At 55.9% G+C, this 16,139-nt stretch carries 13 protein-coding genes and 2 pseudogenes; 4 read left to right on the forward strand and 11 right to left on the reverse strand.

Annotated elements, in window-relative coordinates:
- Window positions 1-468: 468 nt before the first annotated feature.
- The 5 genes and pseudogenes from ACLBWT_RS20630 to thrS form a co-directional block, all read right to left on the reverse strand.
- A complete protein-coding gene (locus ACLBWT_RS20630; protein ID WP_447665005.1) occupies window positions 469-2,889 on the reverse strand; it encodes a DUF2357 domain-containing protein in 2,421 nt (806 codons plus the stop codon).
- Window positions 2,861-5,020: an McrB family protein gene (locus tag ACLBWT_RS20635; RefSeq protein ID WP_447665006.1), complete on the reverse strand. Its 2,160-nt coding sequence runs from the start codon at window positions 5,018-5,020 to the stop codon at window positions 2,861-2,863. The genes ACLBWT_RS20630 and ACLBWT_RS20635 overlap by 29 nt, the downstream gene beginning before the upstream one ends.
- An 8-nt stretch (window positions 5,021-5,028) precedes the next feature.
- Window positions 5,029-5,493, reverse strand: a complete 465-nt coding sequence (locus ACLBWT_RS20640) for a hypothetical protein (RefSeq protein WP_447665007.1) — start codon at window positions 5,491-5,493, stop codon at window positions 5,029-5,031.
- A gap of 313 nt (window positions 5,494-5,806) precedes the next feature.
- Window positions 5,807-6,340: pseudogene (locus ACLBWT_RS20645) on the reverse strand (cyclase family protein).
- Between the two features lie 61 nt (window positions 6,341-6,401).
- Entirely contained in the window at window positions 6,402-8,336 is a 1,935-nt protein-coding gene (gene thrS, locus ACLBWT_RS20650) for a threonine--tRNA ligase (RefSeq protein ID WP_447665008.1), read from the reverse strand.
- A gap of 564 nt (window positions 8,337-8,900) precedes the next feature.
- Here thrS and ACLBWT_RS20655 point away from each other — a divergent pair.
- Window positions 8,901-9,854 (forward strand): D-2-hydroxyacid dehydrogenase, encoded by a 954-nt coding sequence (locus ACLBWT_RS20655; protein WP_447665009.1) that lies wholly within the window; start codon window positions 8,901-8,903, stop codon window positions 9,852-9,854.
- Window positions 9,855-10,068: 214 nt separating this feature from the next.
- Here ACLBWT_RS20655 and ACLBWT_RS20660 read toward each other — a convergent pair whose 3' ends face one another.
- Both ACLBWT_RS20660 and ACLBWT_RS20665 read right to left on the reverse strand, forming a co-directional pair.
- Window positions 10,069-10,665, reverse strand: coding sequence for an NADPH-dependent FMN reductase (locus ACLBWT_RS20660; protein WP_447665010.1), 597 nt, complete (start codon window positions 10,663-10,665; stop codon window positions 10,069-10,071).
- A 96-nt stretch (window positions 10,666-10,761) separates the two neighbouring features.
- Window positions 10,762-12,021, reverse strand: coding sequence for an ATP-binding protein (locus ACLBWT_RS20665; RefSeq protein WP_447665011.1), 1,260 nt, complete (start codon window positions 12,019-12,021; stop codon window positions 10,762-10,764).
- A gap of 259 nt (window positions 12,022-12,280) precedes the next feature.
- Between ACLBWT_RS20665 and ACLBWT_RS20670 the strand changes: the two genes are divergently transcribed.
- The 3 genes from ACLBWT_RS20670 (at window position 12,281) to ACLBWT_RS20680 (ending at window position 13,788) form a co-directional block, all read left to right on the forward strand.
- A complete protein-coding gene (locus ACLBWT_RS20670) occupies window positions 12,281-12,715 on the forward strand; it encodes a pyridoxamine 5'-phosphate oxidase family protein (RefSeq protein ID WP_447665012.1) in 435 nt (144 codons plus the stop codon).
- Between the two features lie 350 nt (window positions 12,716-13,065).
- On the forward strand, window positions 13,066-13,602 hold the full coding sequence (gene comJ / locus ACLBWT_RS20675) for a competence protein ComJ (protein WP_447665013.1): 537 nt from the start codon (window positions 13,066-13,068) through the stop codon (window positions 13,600-13,602).
- A 27-nt stretch (window positions 13,603-13,629) separates the two neighbouring features.
- The gene (locus ACLBWT_RS20680; protein ID WP_447665014.1) at window positions 13,630-13,788 is read left to right on the forward strand and encodes a hypothetical protein; all 159 of its coding nucleotides are present in this window, start codon (window positions 13,630-13,632) and stop codon (window positions 13,786-13,788) included.
- A gap of 50 nt (window positions 13,789-13,838) precedes the next feature.
- On the opposite strand, the gene ACLBWT_RS20685 is transcribed toward ACLBWT_RS20680, so the two are convergent.
- The 4 genes and pseudogenes from ACLBWT_RS20685 to ACLBWT_RS20700 form a co-directional block, all read right to left on the reverse strand.
- On the reverse strand, window positions 13,839-14,285 hold the full coding sequence (locus ACLBWT_RS20685; RefSeq protein ID WP_447665015.1) for a gamma-glutamylcyclotransferase family protein: 447 nt from the start codon (window positions 14,283-14,285) through the stop codon (window positions 13,839-13,841).
- Window positions 14,275-15,093, reverse strand: a complete 819-nt coding sequence (locus tag ACLBWT_RS20690) for a LamB/YcsF family protein (protein ID WP_447665016.1) — start codon at window positions 15,091-15,093, stop codon at window positions 14,275-14,277. The genes ACLBWT_RS20685 and ACLBWT_RS20690 overlap by 11 nt, the downstream gene beginning before the upstream one ends.
- A 114-nt stretch (window positions 15,094-15,207) precedes the next feature.
- Window positions 15,208-15,771: an MOSC domain-containing protein gene (locus ACLBWT_RS20695; RefSeq protein ID WP_447665017.1), complete on the reverse strand. Its 564-nt coding sequence runs from the start codon at window positions 15,769-15,771 to the stop codon at window positions 15,208-15,210.
- Window positions 15,772-15,800: 29 nt separating this feature from the next.
- A pseudogene (locus ACLBWT_RS20700) lies at window positions 15,801-16,139 on the reverse strand (biotin-dependent carboxyltransferase family protein); the annotation flags it as partial.

Genomic DNA, 16,139 nt, shown 5'->3' on the forward strand with positions numbered 1-16,139 from the left:
GCGGCTCCTTAACATGTGATCATGGCTAAAGTTGAGTGATAAGCAGGGTTATATAAGGATTTTCTCGCAGTCACATACCTGGGTTTGCGCAATGGAGTTGATATTGTTGATCTTCGAATAACTCTGACAGATCAGTTACCAGCTCAAGAGAATAAACCTGCTTTGGCCTCGTACAAGCATACAGAAACCGTTCCCTCCAGTAGCTGACAGACCGATGTCGTCCGGATGTATTCCCTTTCTGAAGAAGCGTAGTTATTAGAGGTTCTATGTCTGTGCCAGTAACCACATGATAGAACGGCGTAACCATCAAGATGTAAGCTTCCACGGGCTGATTTTGATCTCCTGCAATCATCTTCGAGCAGTTCCAAGATGATGAATGGTTGACGAGGTTAGAGAACTTACCAAGCATAACAAATAGGAGAATCAGCAATAGTTGGTTCCAAGCTGTAAACTATCATTTTAAAGAGCTTAATCGCCAACGTTTTCGGTCGAGTAGTTCAAATCCAGGAGCTGGGTGGCGTCATCAAGATGGTGCCTGTCCCATCTCACAATTGGCTTTCCTTTTCGACGGACTTCCCGCCACTCCTTCAATTGCTCCTCCGTCTCTAGCTTCAATTCCGCCACTTCATGAGCTCGGTCGAACATATATTTTGAACTAAGCATTGTGCTCCGCACACCATGACCACCAGGAACAATGGGGTTTTCTCGCTTTATCCACTGCTCCACAATGAGCTTGACGTACAGTTCGCTAGTCGCTCCACGTCTGGACGGAATCTCTCGTATCTCCTGCCTCGGCAGTACTTGCCAGTCGATAATACGACCGTACCAGTTTATACCGGGTTGCTCAGGGCCAAATTTCTTTGCGGACTGATATACGCCCACATATTCAAGGTTACCAAGGACGGCATGGCTTTTGAACTGCTTGAGCGGAACATGGTAAAACCTAACTCGTAGCAGATCCTGCAACTGCTGCGCATCGCTCAGAGAGCCAATGAGCATGTTGCCTGCACTCAGCCGATCGCGGTAGTATCCCTCCGTCCCGCGAGGACGTGTGGAGCGCTCGTACGCCTTCTCCGGACTGTCGATAATAATCTCATCGAGGAACTGCTCCATCAGAGCCGTTGATCCTGGTAGGAACGGCAGCGCACCGACATTTACGAGCTCAATGCTTTTGTAGAAGCGATGCTCCCGATACTCGGTCTCGTTGGAATAGGGAAACAACACGTACGCCCCGAACATCGTACGCTCGTACTCACGCTGGTCATCCCTGGACTCAGCCACGATGGCATCGCGGTATCGGTGCATCGTGTTGATGTCATCCTCCTGCGGCCCCGGCGTCAGGTAAGCCATCTGGTAGGGCGTGTGTGTATACGCGGGGTTAATTCGATACTTTGCGTCAAAGATATATTTATACTCCACACTGGAGTCCCGCTTCTTCAGCGTCAGCACATTATCGGGTTTCTGCCCGATCGTGCGGCTCTTATCCCCACTCGGAAGCGCATTGTAATACAACGTGAACTCCTCACCATTATGTGGATGCTGGTACACCATCCGAGCCGACTTGGACTTGTCCAAGGTGACGAACAGCCCACTCCGATTCACTCGAATGATATCTTGCCGAACCAGCCTATACTTGCGCGCAAGCAGCTCGTGAATCTTGAGGAAGCACCAGTACTCGTAGAGTTGAGCGAGATCTTTCATCGAGAGACGGAACAGATCCCCGTGAATAGCCAGTCCCTTCATGAGCATGAGGTAATACTTGTACACCTCTCGGTACCCCGGCGCTAGCTGCAGGACAAGTGAGACCGTCATCTGCCTCATCTCGCCAACCTGGAGAAAGTCAAACCTCAACAAGCGCTGTAGCTCTGCCGACATTCGCTCCAACCTGCGGAGCAGCTCAGGATCCGGAGCCCCCTTCCTAAGTAGCTCTAGCTTCAGCGCTCTAAGCTTGCGACCCACACGAATGAGCACCCAGCGGACAAAGCGATTCTCTAGCGTGTCGTAGTGAATATGCCTCTTGCTCTCGAGCGCATGGCTAGGTGAATACCGCTGTTCGCCCAGCTTGAGTATACCCTGCGAATCTGCTGCGAGCAGATGAGGCCGCTTGGCAAGATATGCCGTATTCGCTCTTCCAGCCTTCTTTACCCTAGCAGCGTCTACAAGGCGATGCTCGGTCTTTAGTTGATGATGAGGAGACGCCTGCAGGCGGTCTACCGTCATTTTCAGTTGGTCAAATATTTGCTGCACGATAACCCAAAACTCAGTAAGACTCTGGCTTTTCGTCTCCCGAAGTCCGGTCATGTGATACGTCTTGCGCAGAAAATCAAAGCTCAGGTTATAAATCTGTGAGTTGACTTCTGCCAGAATCGCCTGGTAGTCCCGCTTGTAATCCATCTTGGACGGAAACACTTCCAGCTGTAGGCGAAACACAGGTACGCCATGCTCCCTTAGCTCCAGCTCCGAAAGACCTACTTCATTTTGAAAGTTCAGCATGCCAGATAGCAGACGGCTGCCCTTTGGCAGCACCGCCTCCCTCATACGAATGTTCTCATGATAGAACGTCAGCCGGCGTCCGGTCTCCATCTCGATGATTAGCTCATAGGCCTGCGTCTCGTAAAAAATTGGAGCACAGCCCTCACCAGGCTGCCACGGCAAGAGTTGCCTAGCCTCTGGCGAGTAAAGTTGGACTGAATGAATTTCCAGTCTGTTAGTGAGAGACTGGGCGTGGAAGCTCGTCTCCACCCAAGAGGTCGCATCCGCTCGGTGTAACTGCAACGCTTCTACCGTGGGGTGAAAAGGCTTGCCTTGCAGGTACAAATTAAAGGCGCTCGTCTCAATGTGCAGCAGCTCCACCGGACGATTAGGAGAGCCAGAAGGAAGTAAAGCCATCCTCGTCCAACCTCCGCAGCATGAAGATAATCTTGCGTGCGCTCAGCTTATACTTTCCGGACGAAATGGTCTCATTCACGTCCCGCCATAGCGAGGACGGGTCCTCCGACAGCTCAGCTAAATTTATGGTCCGATTTAAGGCAATCTGCAGCAGCTGCAGCAGCACGAACCGAACGGATTCTTGGCTGCCTTGGATACGAGGCAGGATCTTTTGCAGCAGTTGCAAGTCCATGGCCTGTTCTCGGCTCAGTAGATTTGCATCGGCACTATAGGCTGCATAAAAGCAGACCGCATCCCGAATCCGGAAACCCACATGGGAGTGGATTGATTCCAAAATGCTGTTCACTTTAACCAGCTCGTCCGTCGTCTCTTGGACCAGCTGAATATGGGGAGAGCCAGTCTTGTAGACGTCTGTGAGCTGAAGATAGTCTGTTCGGAGGAACGAGTTTGGCGCTAAAGTGGGTTCTGGCGCAGCCTGATTACCGCTCAGGGCGAGATCCGGCAACTGATTAAGCTCAATATAGTTGAACTCGATCGTGTTGGCACGGTCGAGCACCTTTTTGCTGAACGGATGGGTCGTTTCGTCCATATTCACCGTGCCGATGAGGTACACATTATCCGGGATATGTAGGCCGGCGTAAAGCTCTTGGTCTTCAGGCAAAACGAGTGAACTCTCCGATATGAGCTCATGAGTTATAATTTCATCCCCGCTCCACTTTTGAGTCTCAAGAAGGCTCAGCAAATCGCTAAAGTAATGTTCTACTCGGGCTAAGTTCATTTCATCCAGACAGATGAAATACGGCTTATGCCGGTTTCCAGGAAGACTTGCTTGAATTAAAACCTTTGTCAATGGACCTGGTCTAAACTGCTGGGAGAGATCCTTGTAACCAATAAGATCTGATGGATCACTCCAGTCTGGACGAACCGGAATTAATTCATAACGGCCATTTTCCTTCGATGCACCGATAGCCTCTGCAAAGAGCTGAACGAGTTTCGTCTTTCCTGTGCCTGATACTCCGGCAAGGATGACAAAAGGCTTTGATTTTAGAGACAAGTACATGTTCTCAATAAGGTTGTCAGGGTACGAGAATCCTTTTGAGCAAATATAATCTTTAATAGCTGTAATTCGCTCAGAGACCGGCATTTCTACCATAGCTGGCTCCTCTGCTGTGTCCGTTAATAAAGAATTCTGCATGGTCATCTCTTCCTCATGACGTTGTTCTAATTCATGCTCTACGAATTGCTCATAATTGTCCATTACATTAGCTAAATCGGCATAAAGTTGTACATCTGACGGGAGACGATTAAGCTCATAACGATAATAAGCAACGGTTGAGACTTCATAGTTTTTACCCAAGCCTCCAGAACCAAGTTGGATATTCTCGTCCTTGAACATTTCTTCTAGGGGAATGATAGTTCGAATTTCTTGAACTTGTTCTCGCAGATAGCGATACCCTTCAACTCTGCCTTTTTTCAATGGCTCGGTGACACCTTGATTAAGCGTAAGGTAGACTGACTGCATGTCTTCTGCAAAAAGGTACACGACATAAACTTCTTTTTGAGTGCTATCCGTTAATCGTGTATCCATAAGTGCGATCCAAGGGACAGTAGCCCATACCCCTTGTCCGACAGAAGCCTGCACTTTTATGTGCTTCTCTACAAATTTAAGCTGTTTGAGTTCTGCTGGAACTTGACGCCGAACATATTGACCAAAATCATTATTTCCGAAAGGTTCCTTTTTTTGAGAAAGGTAGCTGGTCATGATTTTTTGGAGAATAACTCGAATGGAAATAGAAGAGCTTGCCAACCGATTAAACAGCTCTGTAACTTCGGGATGAGTTTCTTTCTGCCACTGCCTTTCCCGGTCTTCTTTAAAATGCACCATAGTGAAGTCTTCCCTTTTCATCATAGGGTATTTTTGATAGAGCATTTGAATTCCTTGTATTTTAGCTTCTCGTAATGGACCTTCTACAAGCTTGTTGGCTACTAGTTTTTCTTCTTCAATAAGTCGAATCTCGTAGCGAGTGTCAGACTGTTTAATGGTCAATACGTAAAATGGGGTAGGAACACCAGAAACATATTCTCTTTGAGCTATGGAATAGTTCAGTAGTGCCTGGTCTATCTCGTACATTTAAGTAATCACCTGCCTTTCATTTCGGACTTGTATACGATCTCGTTCATGTCGTACATGAATTGTCTGTAGGACCAGGCTTGATAGGACGGGTGTGTCGTCTCACGAACAGACCCGTTGATATACGTCTTCACGATGTCTTCCTTGGTGCTGGCTTCCGCAGATTCCCATTGCTTGAGCTTGATGATGATGAAGTTCTTCTTGTCTTCCTGGTCTCGTCCTGCAATGACAAAATCGATCCGCTTGCTCGTGGAAGGAATTTTGTATTCGATCAATACTCCGCAATCGTCAGTGACCTTCGAATTTCTAATGACTTTATCCATGAATTGCATTGAGTTGTTCCAAGCACGCCACTCCGATTGGGCGGGGCGTTTCCCCAGCTTGTTAATATAGGCCTGCTCAATACTGGGTGCGATTTTATTTGCGGATACATCATCCTTGAACTTCTCTACCGAGCTGCTGTATACAATCATGGACATCCTCCGGTTATGCAATGATAAAATTAATTATGGTGGATAGATCCTGAATTTTCCAGACAAAATATCCCGCCTAAATGCCGTAGCGAAAAGAGCCGATTTTGAATATGGGAGCTTAGGAGCAGAGCCATCATATTGCGCATCGGAGCGAGTTCTCCCACGGCATGCATTTCGCCGCTATAGAAAGCAAAAAGACCCAAGAAGGAAGCAGAGTCGTATCTGCCCCTTCTTAGGTCTCGGCTGTTCTATTACTAGCTGACTCTTCTGCTAACCAGTTTGTTTCTGAATCAACCTCGGCTTCATCCTGCGTTCAATCCTCTAGCGTCCGCGCCACGACGCGCGCCAGAGCCGAATCGGCCTCGATCTTGAGCGGGAGCGCGATGACCTCGAATGCCCCGCGGCCAGTCAGCTTCTTCAAGCCGGTGAGGTTTTCCGCGATCAGGATGCCGCTCTGGAACAACAGCTTGTGCACCGCGAACGGATAGCGGTCCGGAGAAGGCATATCCAGGCCGACCATCTTCACCTTCTTGCGAACGAGCAGCTCGGCGAAAGCTTCGCTCAGCACCGGATAAGCCTCGAAATACTCCGGTTCCCCGAAGTGCCGGTCATTCCCCTTATGGATCAGAACGATATCTCCCGGCTGCAGCAGCTCCTCTTATTCTTCCCGGAAGTTCTCCGCTTCGATCAGGCAGCCCTTCCCGATGAAGGATTCCAGCGGAAATCCGCTGAGATGATCCTGCACGTCGAGCAGATGCATCGGCCCGTCGATATGGGTGCCCGCATGCCTATTGACCGTCAGGAGGTGGTTGTTGCAGCCGTCGCGGCCGATCTCGCTGGACTGGATGAGGACCGTCTACCGGTCGCCCGGATAGACGGGCTGCTCATGGCGCACCGCTTGGGTCAGATCAATCAACATGCGCTGCTCCTCCCCGCCGGACCTCGATTTCCTCCCGGACGCTCCGGATCAGCTCCTCCATGCTCATGGAGCCGAGATCGCCTTCCCCGCGCCTGCGCACAGACACGCTGCCGGATGCGGCTTCCTGCTCGCCGAGCACAAGCATGTACGGAATCTTCTGCAGCTGCGCTTCCCGAATCTTGTAGCCGAGCTTTTCCGTGCGGACATCGCATTCGACCCGGATCCCGGCCTCCCGCAACTGCGCTTGCACCCTCAGCGCATAATCGAGATGCTTGTCAGACACCGGCAGCAGCTTGACCTGCACAGGCGCCAGCCAGAGAGGGAACGCCCCCTCGTAATGCTCCGTCAGAATGCCCATGAACCGGTCGATCGACCCGTATACGGCGCGGTGGATGACGACCGGCGTATGCTTGCCTCCATCCTCTCCCACATAGGACAGGCCGAACTTCTCCGGCATCTGGAAGTCCAGCTGGATCGTGCCGCACTGCCAGCTCCGCTTGAGAGCGTCCCTGATGTGGTAATCGATCTTCGGCCCGTAAAAGGCGCCGTCCCCCTCGTTCAGCCGATACTTCACGCCGCGACTCTCCAGCACCTGCCGCAGGGAACGCTCCGCCTCCTCCCACAGCTCCTCCGAGCCCATGGAGTCCTCGGGCCGCGTGGACAGCTCGATCTCATAGGTGAACCCGAATACCGTGTACACATGGTCGATAAGCTCCATGATCGACGAGATCTCCCTCTCGATCTGATCCGGCCGCACGAACAGATGGGCGTCATCTTGGCAGAACGTGCGCACGCGCGTCATGCCGCTCAGCGCGCCGCTGAACTCGTGGCGGTGCACCTGGCCGAATTCGGAGATGCGGATCGGCAGCTCGCGATAGGAATGGAGGCTGTTTTTGAACACCAGCATATGGCCCGGGCAGTTCATCGGCTTGAGCGCGAATTCCGCTTCGTCCACCTGCGCGAAATACATGTTGTCCTTATAGTGGTCCCAGTGCCCGGATTCCTCCCACAGGCGCTTGTTCATCATGAGCGGCGTCCGCACCTCGTCGTAATCCCGCTTGCGCTGCAAGTCTCGGGCAAAGTCCTCCAGCTCCGTGCGGATCGTCATTCCGTTCGGCAGGTAAAAAGGCATGCCCGGCGCTTCCTCGGAGAACATGAACAAGCCGAGCTCCTTGCCGAGCTTGCGATGATCCCTTTTCTTCGCCTCTTCCAGCAGCTGCAGATGCTCCTCCAGCTCCGACTTCTTGAGGAAAGCCGTTCCGTAGATGCGCTGCAGCATCGGACCGGCGGAATCCCCGCGCCAGTACGCTCCCGCCACGCTCTGCAGCTTGAATGCCTTCACAAGCCCCGTCGACGGAAGATGCGGACCGCGGCACAAATCCGTAAATTCGCCCTGAGAGTAGAGCGTGATCCGGACATCCTCCGGAAGTTCCTGAATAAGCTGGACCTTGTAAGGCTCCCGCTGCTCCCGGAAAAGGGCCAGCGCTTCTTCCCGCCCGATCTCCCTCCGTACGATGGGCAGGTCTTCCCGGATGACGGCTTCCATCTCCCGCTCGATGGAGGCAAGGTCATCGCTCGACAAGCTTCGTTCCATGTCGATGTCGTAATAGAATCCGTCCGCGATGACGGGTCCGATATCGAGCTTGACGGCATCCCCGCCGTACAGCCGCTTGAGCGCCTGGGCCAGAATATGAGCCGTGCTGTGGCGGTAAACTCCAAGACCGTCCTCGCTGCCTAGCGTGACGATCTCGACGAGCGAGCCGTCCCGCATCGGGACTCCAAGATCCATCAGGCTTCCGTCGATCTTCGCCGCTACCGCCCGCTTGGCAAGTCCGGCTCCGATCGATTCCGCAATATCTCTGCCTGTGGTTCCTTGCGGGTACCTCCTAGCGCTTCCGTCTGCCAGCCGAATGTCGATGTCCACGATTTCTTCCTCCCTTTCCGAGTATTGAACGCATGCTTGCTGTTCACCGCCCTTTTAGGGGCGGCGGACGCTGGCGCCGGAAGGGAAAAGCAGCCGATAACCGCTTTTCGCCCAACAAAAAAACGCCTCCGTCCCTGGAAAGGGACGAGTGCGTTCAGCTCGTGGTTCCACCCTTGTTCGACAAGCAGATGCTAGGCGCAAAGGTGAAAAAATGCCCTGCGTGCGGAGCTGCGAGTCCTCATGGAATCCCATAACGGGGATCGGCCGGTGCCGCCTACCCACCCGCTTCGCGGGCTTCGGCGGACGGCTGCGAAGGGGTAATCCACGCCGGGTTCCCGGGGAAGCTTGCAGCCTGGGCTTCCCTCTCTGTGCCGTCCGGCGGCGGAGATCATGTCTTCGGTCATTGCCGTCTTCTATTCGATTAGGGATTATCTTACAAAGGCAGATCGGCAAAGTCAAGACATAACCGCACCCGATGTTTGAATTGGGACCGCATTCGTTGATAGACTAGAATAAGAACCATCGTCAGCTGCGGCTGCATAAACCCGTTAGGAGATGAGCCCTATGCCAACCATGATTTGCCTGCACGGACTCACGCCAGACCTTGAACAGCAGGTGCGCGACGCCGCGCCGGGCTGGAACATCGTATTCGGAAGGCCGAAGGAGCTGGAGGACGCCCTTTTCCGTGAGGCGGAGATTGTCTGCGGCTGGAGCCCTGCGGTCGAGAAGGAATCGCTCGGCGAGGGCGGCAGCCTGAAATGGCTCCAGTCCTGGTCTGCCGGCGTGGAAAAAATGCCGCTGGACAAACTCGAGCAGGCCGGCGTCATCCTGACGACGGGCAGCGGCGTGCATCCGGTCCCGATGTCGGAGACGGCGCTCGGCATGATGCTGGCCTTTTCGCGCAAGCTGCATTTGTCCATCCGCGCCCAGACCCGCGGCGAGTGGCAGGAGCGCAGCGGCCATACCGAGCTGTACGGACGCACGCTGGCCGTCATCGGAGCGGGCGAGATCGGCACCGAGCTTGGCCGCATCGCCAAGGCGCTCGGCATGGAGACGATCGGAGTCCGCAGCACGGCCAAGCCGACTCCGCATATGGACGAGGTATATGCCCTCTCCGATCTCGCTTCCGTCCTGGAGCGGGCGGATTACATCGTCAACGTGCTGCCGCATACGCCCGAAACGGAGAACGTCTTCGGCAAGAAGGAGTTTGCGGCGATGAAAAGCTCCGCCGTATTCATCAACATCGGACGCGGAAAATCCGTCGATACGGATGCCCTCGTCGACGCTCTGCGCTCCGGCTCCATCGCCGGCGCCGGCCTTGACGTGACCGAGCCGGAGCCGCTCCCGCAGGGCCATCCGCTCTGGGAGCTGGAGCAGGTCATCATCTCCCCGCATATCGGCGGCGACACCGACCGCTACAAGGAGCGCATCGCCGCGCTGTTCATCGAGAATCTCAAGGAATATGCGCGCACCGGCAAGCCGGCGCGGAATATCGTGGATTACGGACGGGGCTATTGAGCCAAGCCGGATGCCAAGATTAATGCAGCAAGAGGCCGTTCCAAGTCAATCGTCGACTTGGAGGCGGCCTCTTTTCGGTGTTCCTGGAGTCGATTTGTCCTTGCCTTGCGCAGGTTTGGTGAATGCCTCTTGTCCGGCAACCATCCGGTTGCGCAGGACGCCCGGCTTCTCCGATTGCACTCGGCTTGTCAAGGCCGCGCTCGCGCCAGAAAGCTTACTCTCCGGATAGTCTCAGCTGACGCACCAGACGGGTCAGATGCTCCAGCGCATAGAGGACGCGCTGCTTGACCTTGTCCTGCTCGGGTTCGCCATCTTCGCCGAAGTTGCGGCTGTCTCCGCCGATGGACACCCATTCCGTGCAGTTGATGCCGTGCAGGTTGCGCACGACCGTCTGCAGCTGCGTCAGCGAGCTGACGCCGACAGCTCCGGCCGCGGAGCTCGCGACCAGCACCGGCTTGCCTTCGAACTGGGCGGAGCCGAGATAATCGAGTCCGTTTTTGAGCGTGCCGGAGAAGGACCCATGGTATTCCGGCGTACCGAGGATGATGCCGTCGGCGTTCTGCGCCGCCGCCACCAACTGCTTCACATTGCTCTCGAAATACTCCATTGTCTCGGGAGAAGTGAAGATCGGAAGCTGCAGCTTCTGCGTAACCCCGGGCTGGTCCGCCGAATACAGCGGCAGTGGAAGCTTATGGAGATCGATGAATGTCACCTCGATGTCCTGCTTGCTCAGCTCCTTCTCCATGTACCGAAGCAGCAGCGTGCTGGTCGAATTGATCCGGTTCCCTCCGGCGATAACGGCAATATTCATCTTCTTTCAATCCCTTCGGCTTCCATAGGCTGGAAGCTTTTTTTCTTTATTATACTCGATCCTCCTAGTTTCTCAAGTTATTTCTTTACATAGTAGTCAGACGGACTGCTTACGGTTGTCGTCTTGCCCGAATGACACCGCTTTGCTGTCCCTGTAACCGGCTTTGATCCGAAACGCGACTTCCGTTCCTTTGTCGAGCGGTTTCATATGGATGTCGCCGCCCATCCTCTCGACGAGATTTTTGCAGATGGCAAGACCAAGCCCCGTCCCTCCGTACAGACGGGAGATGGACGAATCCGTCTGTCTGAACGGCTGGAACAGCAGATCGAGCTTATCCTCGTCTACGCCGATGCCGGTATCCGAGACCTGGAACTCCACCTCGATTTCCGAGCCGCTGCGTCCCGTCTCCCTGACCTTGACCGCAATCCCGCCTTCTTCCGTGAATTTCACCGCATTGCTGATCAAGTTGGTGAGAATCTGGCGCAGCCTCATCTCATCCCCGACCAGCACCTCAGGAAGCCCGGAATCAAGCTCCAACAGTGCTTGCAGCTGCCGCTCGCGCATCTTGCCGATGAACAGCTGCATGGAGTCCAGCACGACGTCCCGCAGCGAGAAGGGATCGGAAGCAAGCGCCATATGGCCCGACTCCATCTTGGAGTAATCCAGCACGTCATCGATGACGGTCAGCAGGCTGACCCCGCTTCCCCGTATGATATGCACGTATTCCCGCTGCTCCTCGCTAAGCTCCGTATCGAGCAGCAGGTCGCTCATGCCGAGCACGCCGTTCAACGGCGTCCGGATTTCATGGCTCATGACCGCAAGGAACTCGCTTTTGATCTTCAAGGCCTCCTCCGCCTCGGTTTTCGCCTTCAACAGCTCCCTCTGGGCCGCGTTGCGCGGGGTCAGATCCTTGGAAATCGTATAAATATCGGCTACTCCCGAGCTTGCGTTCCACGGTACGAATGCCGTAGACAGCTCGAGCTCCCGTCCTTCCTTCGTAATGATTCTGACTTCCGCCGTCTGGGTCAGCCCTTGCCTTGCACGCAGAAAGCTGCGGCTGGCACGCATGGCGTCATCGGGATGGATCAGCTGCCAGAACGAAAGTCCCGCCAAGTCCCCGAATCGGCACCCCGTCAGCTTGAGGGCGGCCGGATTGAGCCGGATGAGCTCGCCTTCCGGATTGAACAGGCACACCATATCGGGATTATGCTCGAAAATCGAATCGTACCGGCCGCGGCTTCCTCTCGCTTCTCTCCAAGCCGCGCGCTTTTCCAGGGAGAGACTAAAGCTGATCAGCAGCAGCGTGACAATGACCAGGATGAACATCCATGAGAACATGCCGATCCACTCATTCACAGCCAGCCCCTCCTTCCGTTTTCCATTGTTACAGGACATTAACCTAACGAATGGGAACATAAGCGAAAGCAGCTTGGAACCCGTTGAGGCGACAACCAAACCTAGGCGGAGTGAATTTCCCCTCCGACGAAGGCAATCCGTCCTCCCGGCCGCCCCTCTATTTGGGTTCTCGCAGAGGTTCATTCCTATCCGGTCAGGGTACAGGAACACGATGAATCCTTTTGAACCCATTTCATCTTCAGACAGGAGAGATTGACGAATGGCGAACAAGCTTGCAGGTGCCGAACTGGAAAAAAAAATCGTCGAAGCTCTGCACGAATACGAGTACGGCGTATTGTCCACGATCGAGGACGACAAGCCGCGTTCCCGTTACATGGCCGTCTTCCATGACGGTCTGAACGCCTTGTTCCTTGCCGACCGCAGATCCCACAAGGTCGATCAGCTGGAAGAGAATCCCCATGCCAGCCTGCTGCTCGGGCTCGAGGGCCGCAAGCAGCCCGGTGCGATCGTCGACATGCAGGGGTCAGCAAGCGTTAAAAAAGACGAGGGCATCGTCAAAAAACTGTGGAAAGACGACATGGGCGCTTATTGGGATGGCCCTGAGGATCCCAATATCGTCGTGCTGGAGCTGAAGCCCGAGACCATCGTTTATACGGAAGGCCATGACGGGGAGAGCGTGTGGAATCGGGGCTGATCAGCCGGAAAAAGCGGAAATCGATCCATCTAAAAAGGCCAATCCGGGTGTTCCGGAGGCCACTGAAAAAGTAGCGTAAGGCGCGAAATCGTTCTGGAGAAACGGATGTGGTCGCCTTTGTCCCCGGATTTCAACCGTTAAAAGCGGCAGAAATCTGAGAAATCTGGGGACAACAGCGATCGGAAGAATGATTTCTGTCTGCAGCGACAAATTTTCAGCGGCCTCCCAGCTTGAGGGGGCATTTCGATTGCTCGCCGTCTTAGTCTATGGATTCAGCCCGCCATCAAGCAGGACGAACGAAGGCTCGCAGCGAATGCGTAAGGAAACGGATGGAAGGAAGGTGCTCGTGCATGAACATAGTGGCCCAATCAAAGGAAATCGTCGTCTCCTATTCCCAGGTATGCGTCTATCCGGCAGGGACCAAGGAACCGTTCCCGGAGTGGACGGATGAAGAAGTCGGGCAAGGCTTTGCCTGGAAAAACAGGAGCATCTCAAGCTTCGAAGCGATGGATGATTCGCGCTGCAACGTGGCGGTCGCGGTCGAGGAAGGCGAACCGGAAGCTGCCGCTGGCTCCGTGCGGTCCATATTGGTTCCGTTCGAAGTTCCCGCAGACGGCAAGCTGAGCATTGCCAGCATTCTGTCGAGCACGGTCGAGGCAGACGTTCCGCCCGGCAGCTGCGGGCTCGTCTTCAATGCTGTACCGGGCGCCGATGGCGATGCCGAGGAGCAGCCATGGACCTATATCTTCGCCTTGTATCCCGGATATGAAGGCAAGGCGGCGCTCCTGGTCCAGGATGAGGCGCTCGAACCCCCTTCCCCGCTCCTGTTGGCCGGTATGAAAAACGGACTGTCGAAGGCAACCATGCATAACGCTCCGCCGGACTGACCACGCTACCACTGGAGGTGGATATCCATGCAGCAGCCGTTCGAGCCTTACCGGTTCGCCGATCTGAGCGGATCCGATGAAGCCGTGCAGCAGATCCGGGAACTGGAGCGTCGGCTTACCGAGCAGCGAGGCGTTCCCGTCACGCTCATCGCCTTTCAGCCGGAAACGGCTGAGGAAGACCGATAAAGACCCAAACGAACAAAAATGGTTACAAGGCCAAAAGGCCGCTTTCCCCGTCAATCCGGTGAAGGCGGCCATTTACTGCTTCCGATCGCCGGGCAGCCTCGGCTGGTCGGCCATACATAGACCCAACCTTGCCTGGAAGGAGCATCGAGATCGGCCGTCCAGATCCGCTCGTAGTCGTTGCTTTCTTCCGGTCCGCAGTACTCTTCCAGCCTGTCCGTTTCGGCAAGGCCGCGGATGCCGATCCGCAGCCACCAGCCGAATACGGCGTCGCTTTCCGCGATCGAGCCGCTGGCCGAAGCTGCTGGGAAGACGGATTTGCTGGCAGTCCGGCTAGACTTGTCCATGACTAGAGCCGGGTATTGCCCTGCGGCCGCGTCCACCAAGCAGCCTCTTATTCGGCCCCTCACCGCTTCCCGTACCCATGCCTCGATAACGCCATAATTGGACATCCCCGGCTGCAGAGTTCCGTAGACGAACAGCCATGCCTCATCCTTCATGGAGTTTTCCCGTCCCTCCGCTATCAAGCCCGTCTCCTGCGAGCTCGCCGATATCCGGAGCCGCAACGCGTACGCCGGCTTCCTCCAGCCCCCGGCGCAGCAGCATCGCTGCTTCGGCGGCTCCGGGACGGTCCCCGTGCAGGCATATCGTGGCAGCGGATAGAGAGAGGACCGGTCCTTCCAGCGTTCCGGCTTCGCCGCGGGAAGCGATTCGCAGAGCCTGCGCGAGCACTGCATCCGGATCGTGCAGCACCGCTCCAGGCAGCGACCGCTCGGCCAGCTTGCCGGATGCGGTATAGGCACGGTCGGCAAAAGCTTCCGCGATCGCCGGCAAGCCATGCCTGGCTGCCGCTTCGAGCAGCAAGCTTCCCGCCTGCGCGAAAACGGCCAAGCCGCAGCGGAGGTCCGCAGCCGCCCGGGCGACAGCTTCGGCGGCCGCTTCGCTTCGATTGCACATATGGTACAGCGCCCCGTGAGGCTTCATATGGCGCAGCCGTCCCCCGCTTGCGCGGACGAAAGCCTCCAGCGCCCCAAGCTGGTACAACACCCCGTCATAGATTTCATCCGGGCTCAGCGCCATTTCCCGGCGACCGAAGCCGAGCCGGTCCGGCAGGCCCGGATGCGCCCCGATGGCGACGCCGGCTCTCAGGCAGCCAATGACGGAAGCCCGCATCGTGGCGGGATCTCCCGCATGCCATCCGCAGGCGATGTTGGCGCTCGTAATGCTGCGCATCAGGGCTTCATCCTGCCCGAACGACCATGCTCCGTAACCTTCGCCCAGATCGGCGTTGAGATCGATGCTTGCCATGCCCCAAAACCTCCTGAACGAATATGATTTTACCGATTGCCGCTCAATCTCCATAAGCCGCGTATTCGGCCATGTCAGCTGCCGGCATGATGAATCCCGCGGAGAAGCGAGTTGTCAGATAGGATCTAGAATCCGGATTTCGTCGCCGTGGCACACCCGCCCCGGACGTTCGACGGAGCAGAGAATTCCCCTCCGTCCGGCCGCAGCCTTGACGAAGCTTTGAGGCAGCCGTTCCCTTGGCGCGACATGGTTCTGGACTTCCTTGCCAGCCTGCATGCAGGGATGATTCTCCCCTTCGCATACAAGCCCGGCGCCGCTTGGAAACAGAAGGCGCGTGCCTGGAAGAAGCTTCGTAAGTTCCGGCAATCCGGCAAGCATCAGGTTGGCGCCGATCCATTCCGGCTCCAGCGCCTCCACGGCCATATCGGCGCGCACAGCTTCCATCTCCTCAGCCGACAATAGGCTGATCTGGCGGCGGTTCAATATCTCGGTGCCCCTTGGGTACATCGGCTGGCGGACATCCGCCTTGGCCGTCAGGCCAAAGTGGCGGTCGCCGCGGATGCCTCCGAATTCCAGCTCGGCTTCGGCGAGAGGGCGGGAGACGAAGGAATTCGGCGCATCTGCGGTATATAAGCCGACAACCCGGGCTGTACGGCTGTTTTTCCTGGAAGAGGACATGATCGGTTCGAGCCTTCTTTCGCTTGTAGTTATCGGGAAATGGTTTTGAGCCGGAGAGCATGGTCCAGCATAGCCAAATCCAGCTCCTGGCCGAGATCCAGCAGCTGCGCCTCCTCGAGCCCGATCTCGGAGAAGGATACGCTGTCGCCGGGACGGAGCTGCGCCAGCAAGGGCAGGTCCGCCGCGGCGACGTGCAGGATGACCGGGTAACCGCCGGTCGTGCCGCAGCCGGCGCCGAGGATGACAGGCGCGCCTCCAGGCGGCAGCTGCACCGCGCCGGGCGTGACGCCATGCGAGCGGATCTCCGCATGGCGGATCAGCTCGACCGGATGGGCGTCCGGCTGCAAGCGGACGCCCATCCGGTCGCT

This window comes from Paenibacillus sp. D51F (assembly GCF_053345695.1).

What these genes read in the sequence shown, in the direction of transcription:
- ACLBWT_RS20630 (WP_447665005.1), bottom strand. Translation starts at nt 2,889, where the DNA reads ATGGCTTTACTTCCTTCTGGCTCTCCTAATCGTCCGGTGGAGCTGCTG.
- ACLBWT_RS20635 (WP_447665006.1), bottom strand. Translation starts at nt 5,020, where the DNA reads ATGTACGAGATAGACCAGGCACTACTGAACTATTCCATAGCTCAAAGA.
- ACLBWT_RS20640 (WP_447665007.1), bottom strand. Translation starts at nt 5,493, where the DNA reads ATGATTGTATACAGCAGCTCGGTAGAGAAGTTCAAGGATGATGTATCC.
- ACLBWT_RS20655 (WP_447665009.1), top strand. Translation starts at nt 8,901, where the DNA reads ATGCCAACCATGATTTGCCTGCACGGACTCACGCCAGACCTTGAACAG.
- ACLBWT_RS20660 (WP_447665010.1), bottom strand. Translation starts at nt 10,665, where the DNA reads ATGAATATTGCCGTTATCGCCGGAGGGAACCGGATCAATTCGACCAGC.
- ACLBWT_RS20670 (WP_447665012.1), top strand. Translation starts at nt 12,281, where the DNA reads ATGGCGAACAAGCTTGCAGGTGCCGAACTGGAAAAAAAAATCGTCGAA.
- comJ (WP_447665013.1), top strand. Translation starts at nt 13,066, where the DNA reads ATGAACATAGTGGCCCAATCAAAGGAAATCGTCGTCTCCTATTCCCAG.
- ACLBWT_RS20680 (WP_447665014.1), top strand. Translation starts at nt 13,630, where the DNA reads ATGCAGCAGCCGTTCGAGCCTTACCGGTTCGCCGATCTGAGCGGATCC.
- ACLBWT_RS20685 (WP_447665015.1), bottom strand. Translation starts at nt 14,285, where the DNA reads ATGAAGGATGAGGCATGGCTGTTCGTCTACGGAACTCTGCAGCCGGGG.
- ACLBWT_RS20690 (WP_447665016.1), bottom strand. Translation starts at nt 15,093, where the DNA reads ATGGCAAGCATCGATCTCAACGCCGATCTGGGCGAAGGTTACGGAGCA.
- ACLBWT_RS20695 (WP_447665017.1), bottom strand. Translation starts at nt 15,771, where the DNA reads ATGTCCTCTTCCAGGAAAAACAGCCGTACAGCCCGGGTTGTCGGCTTA.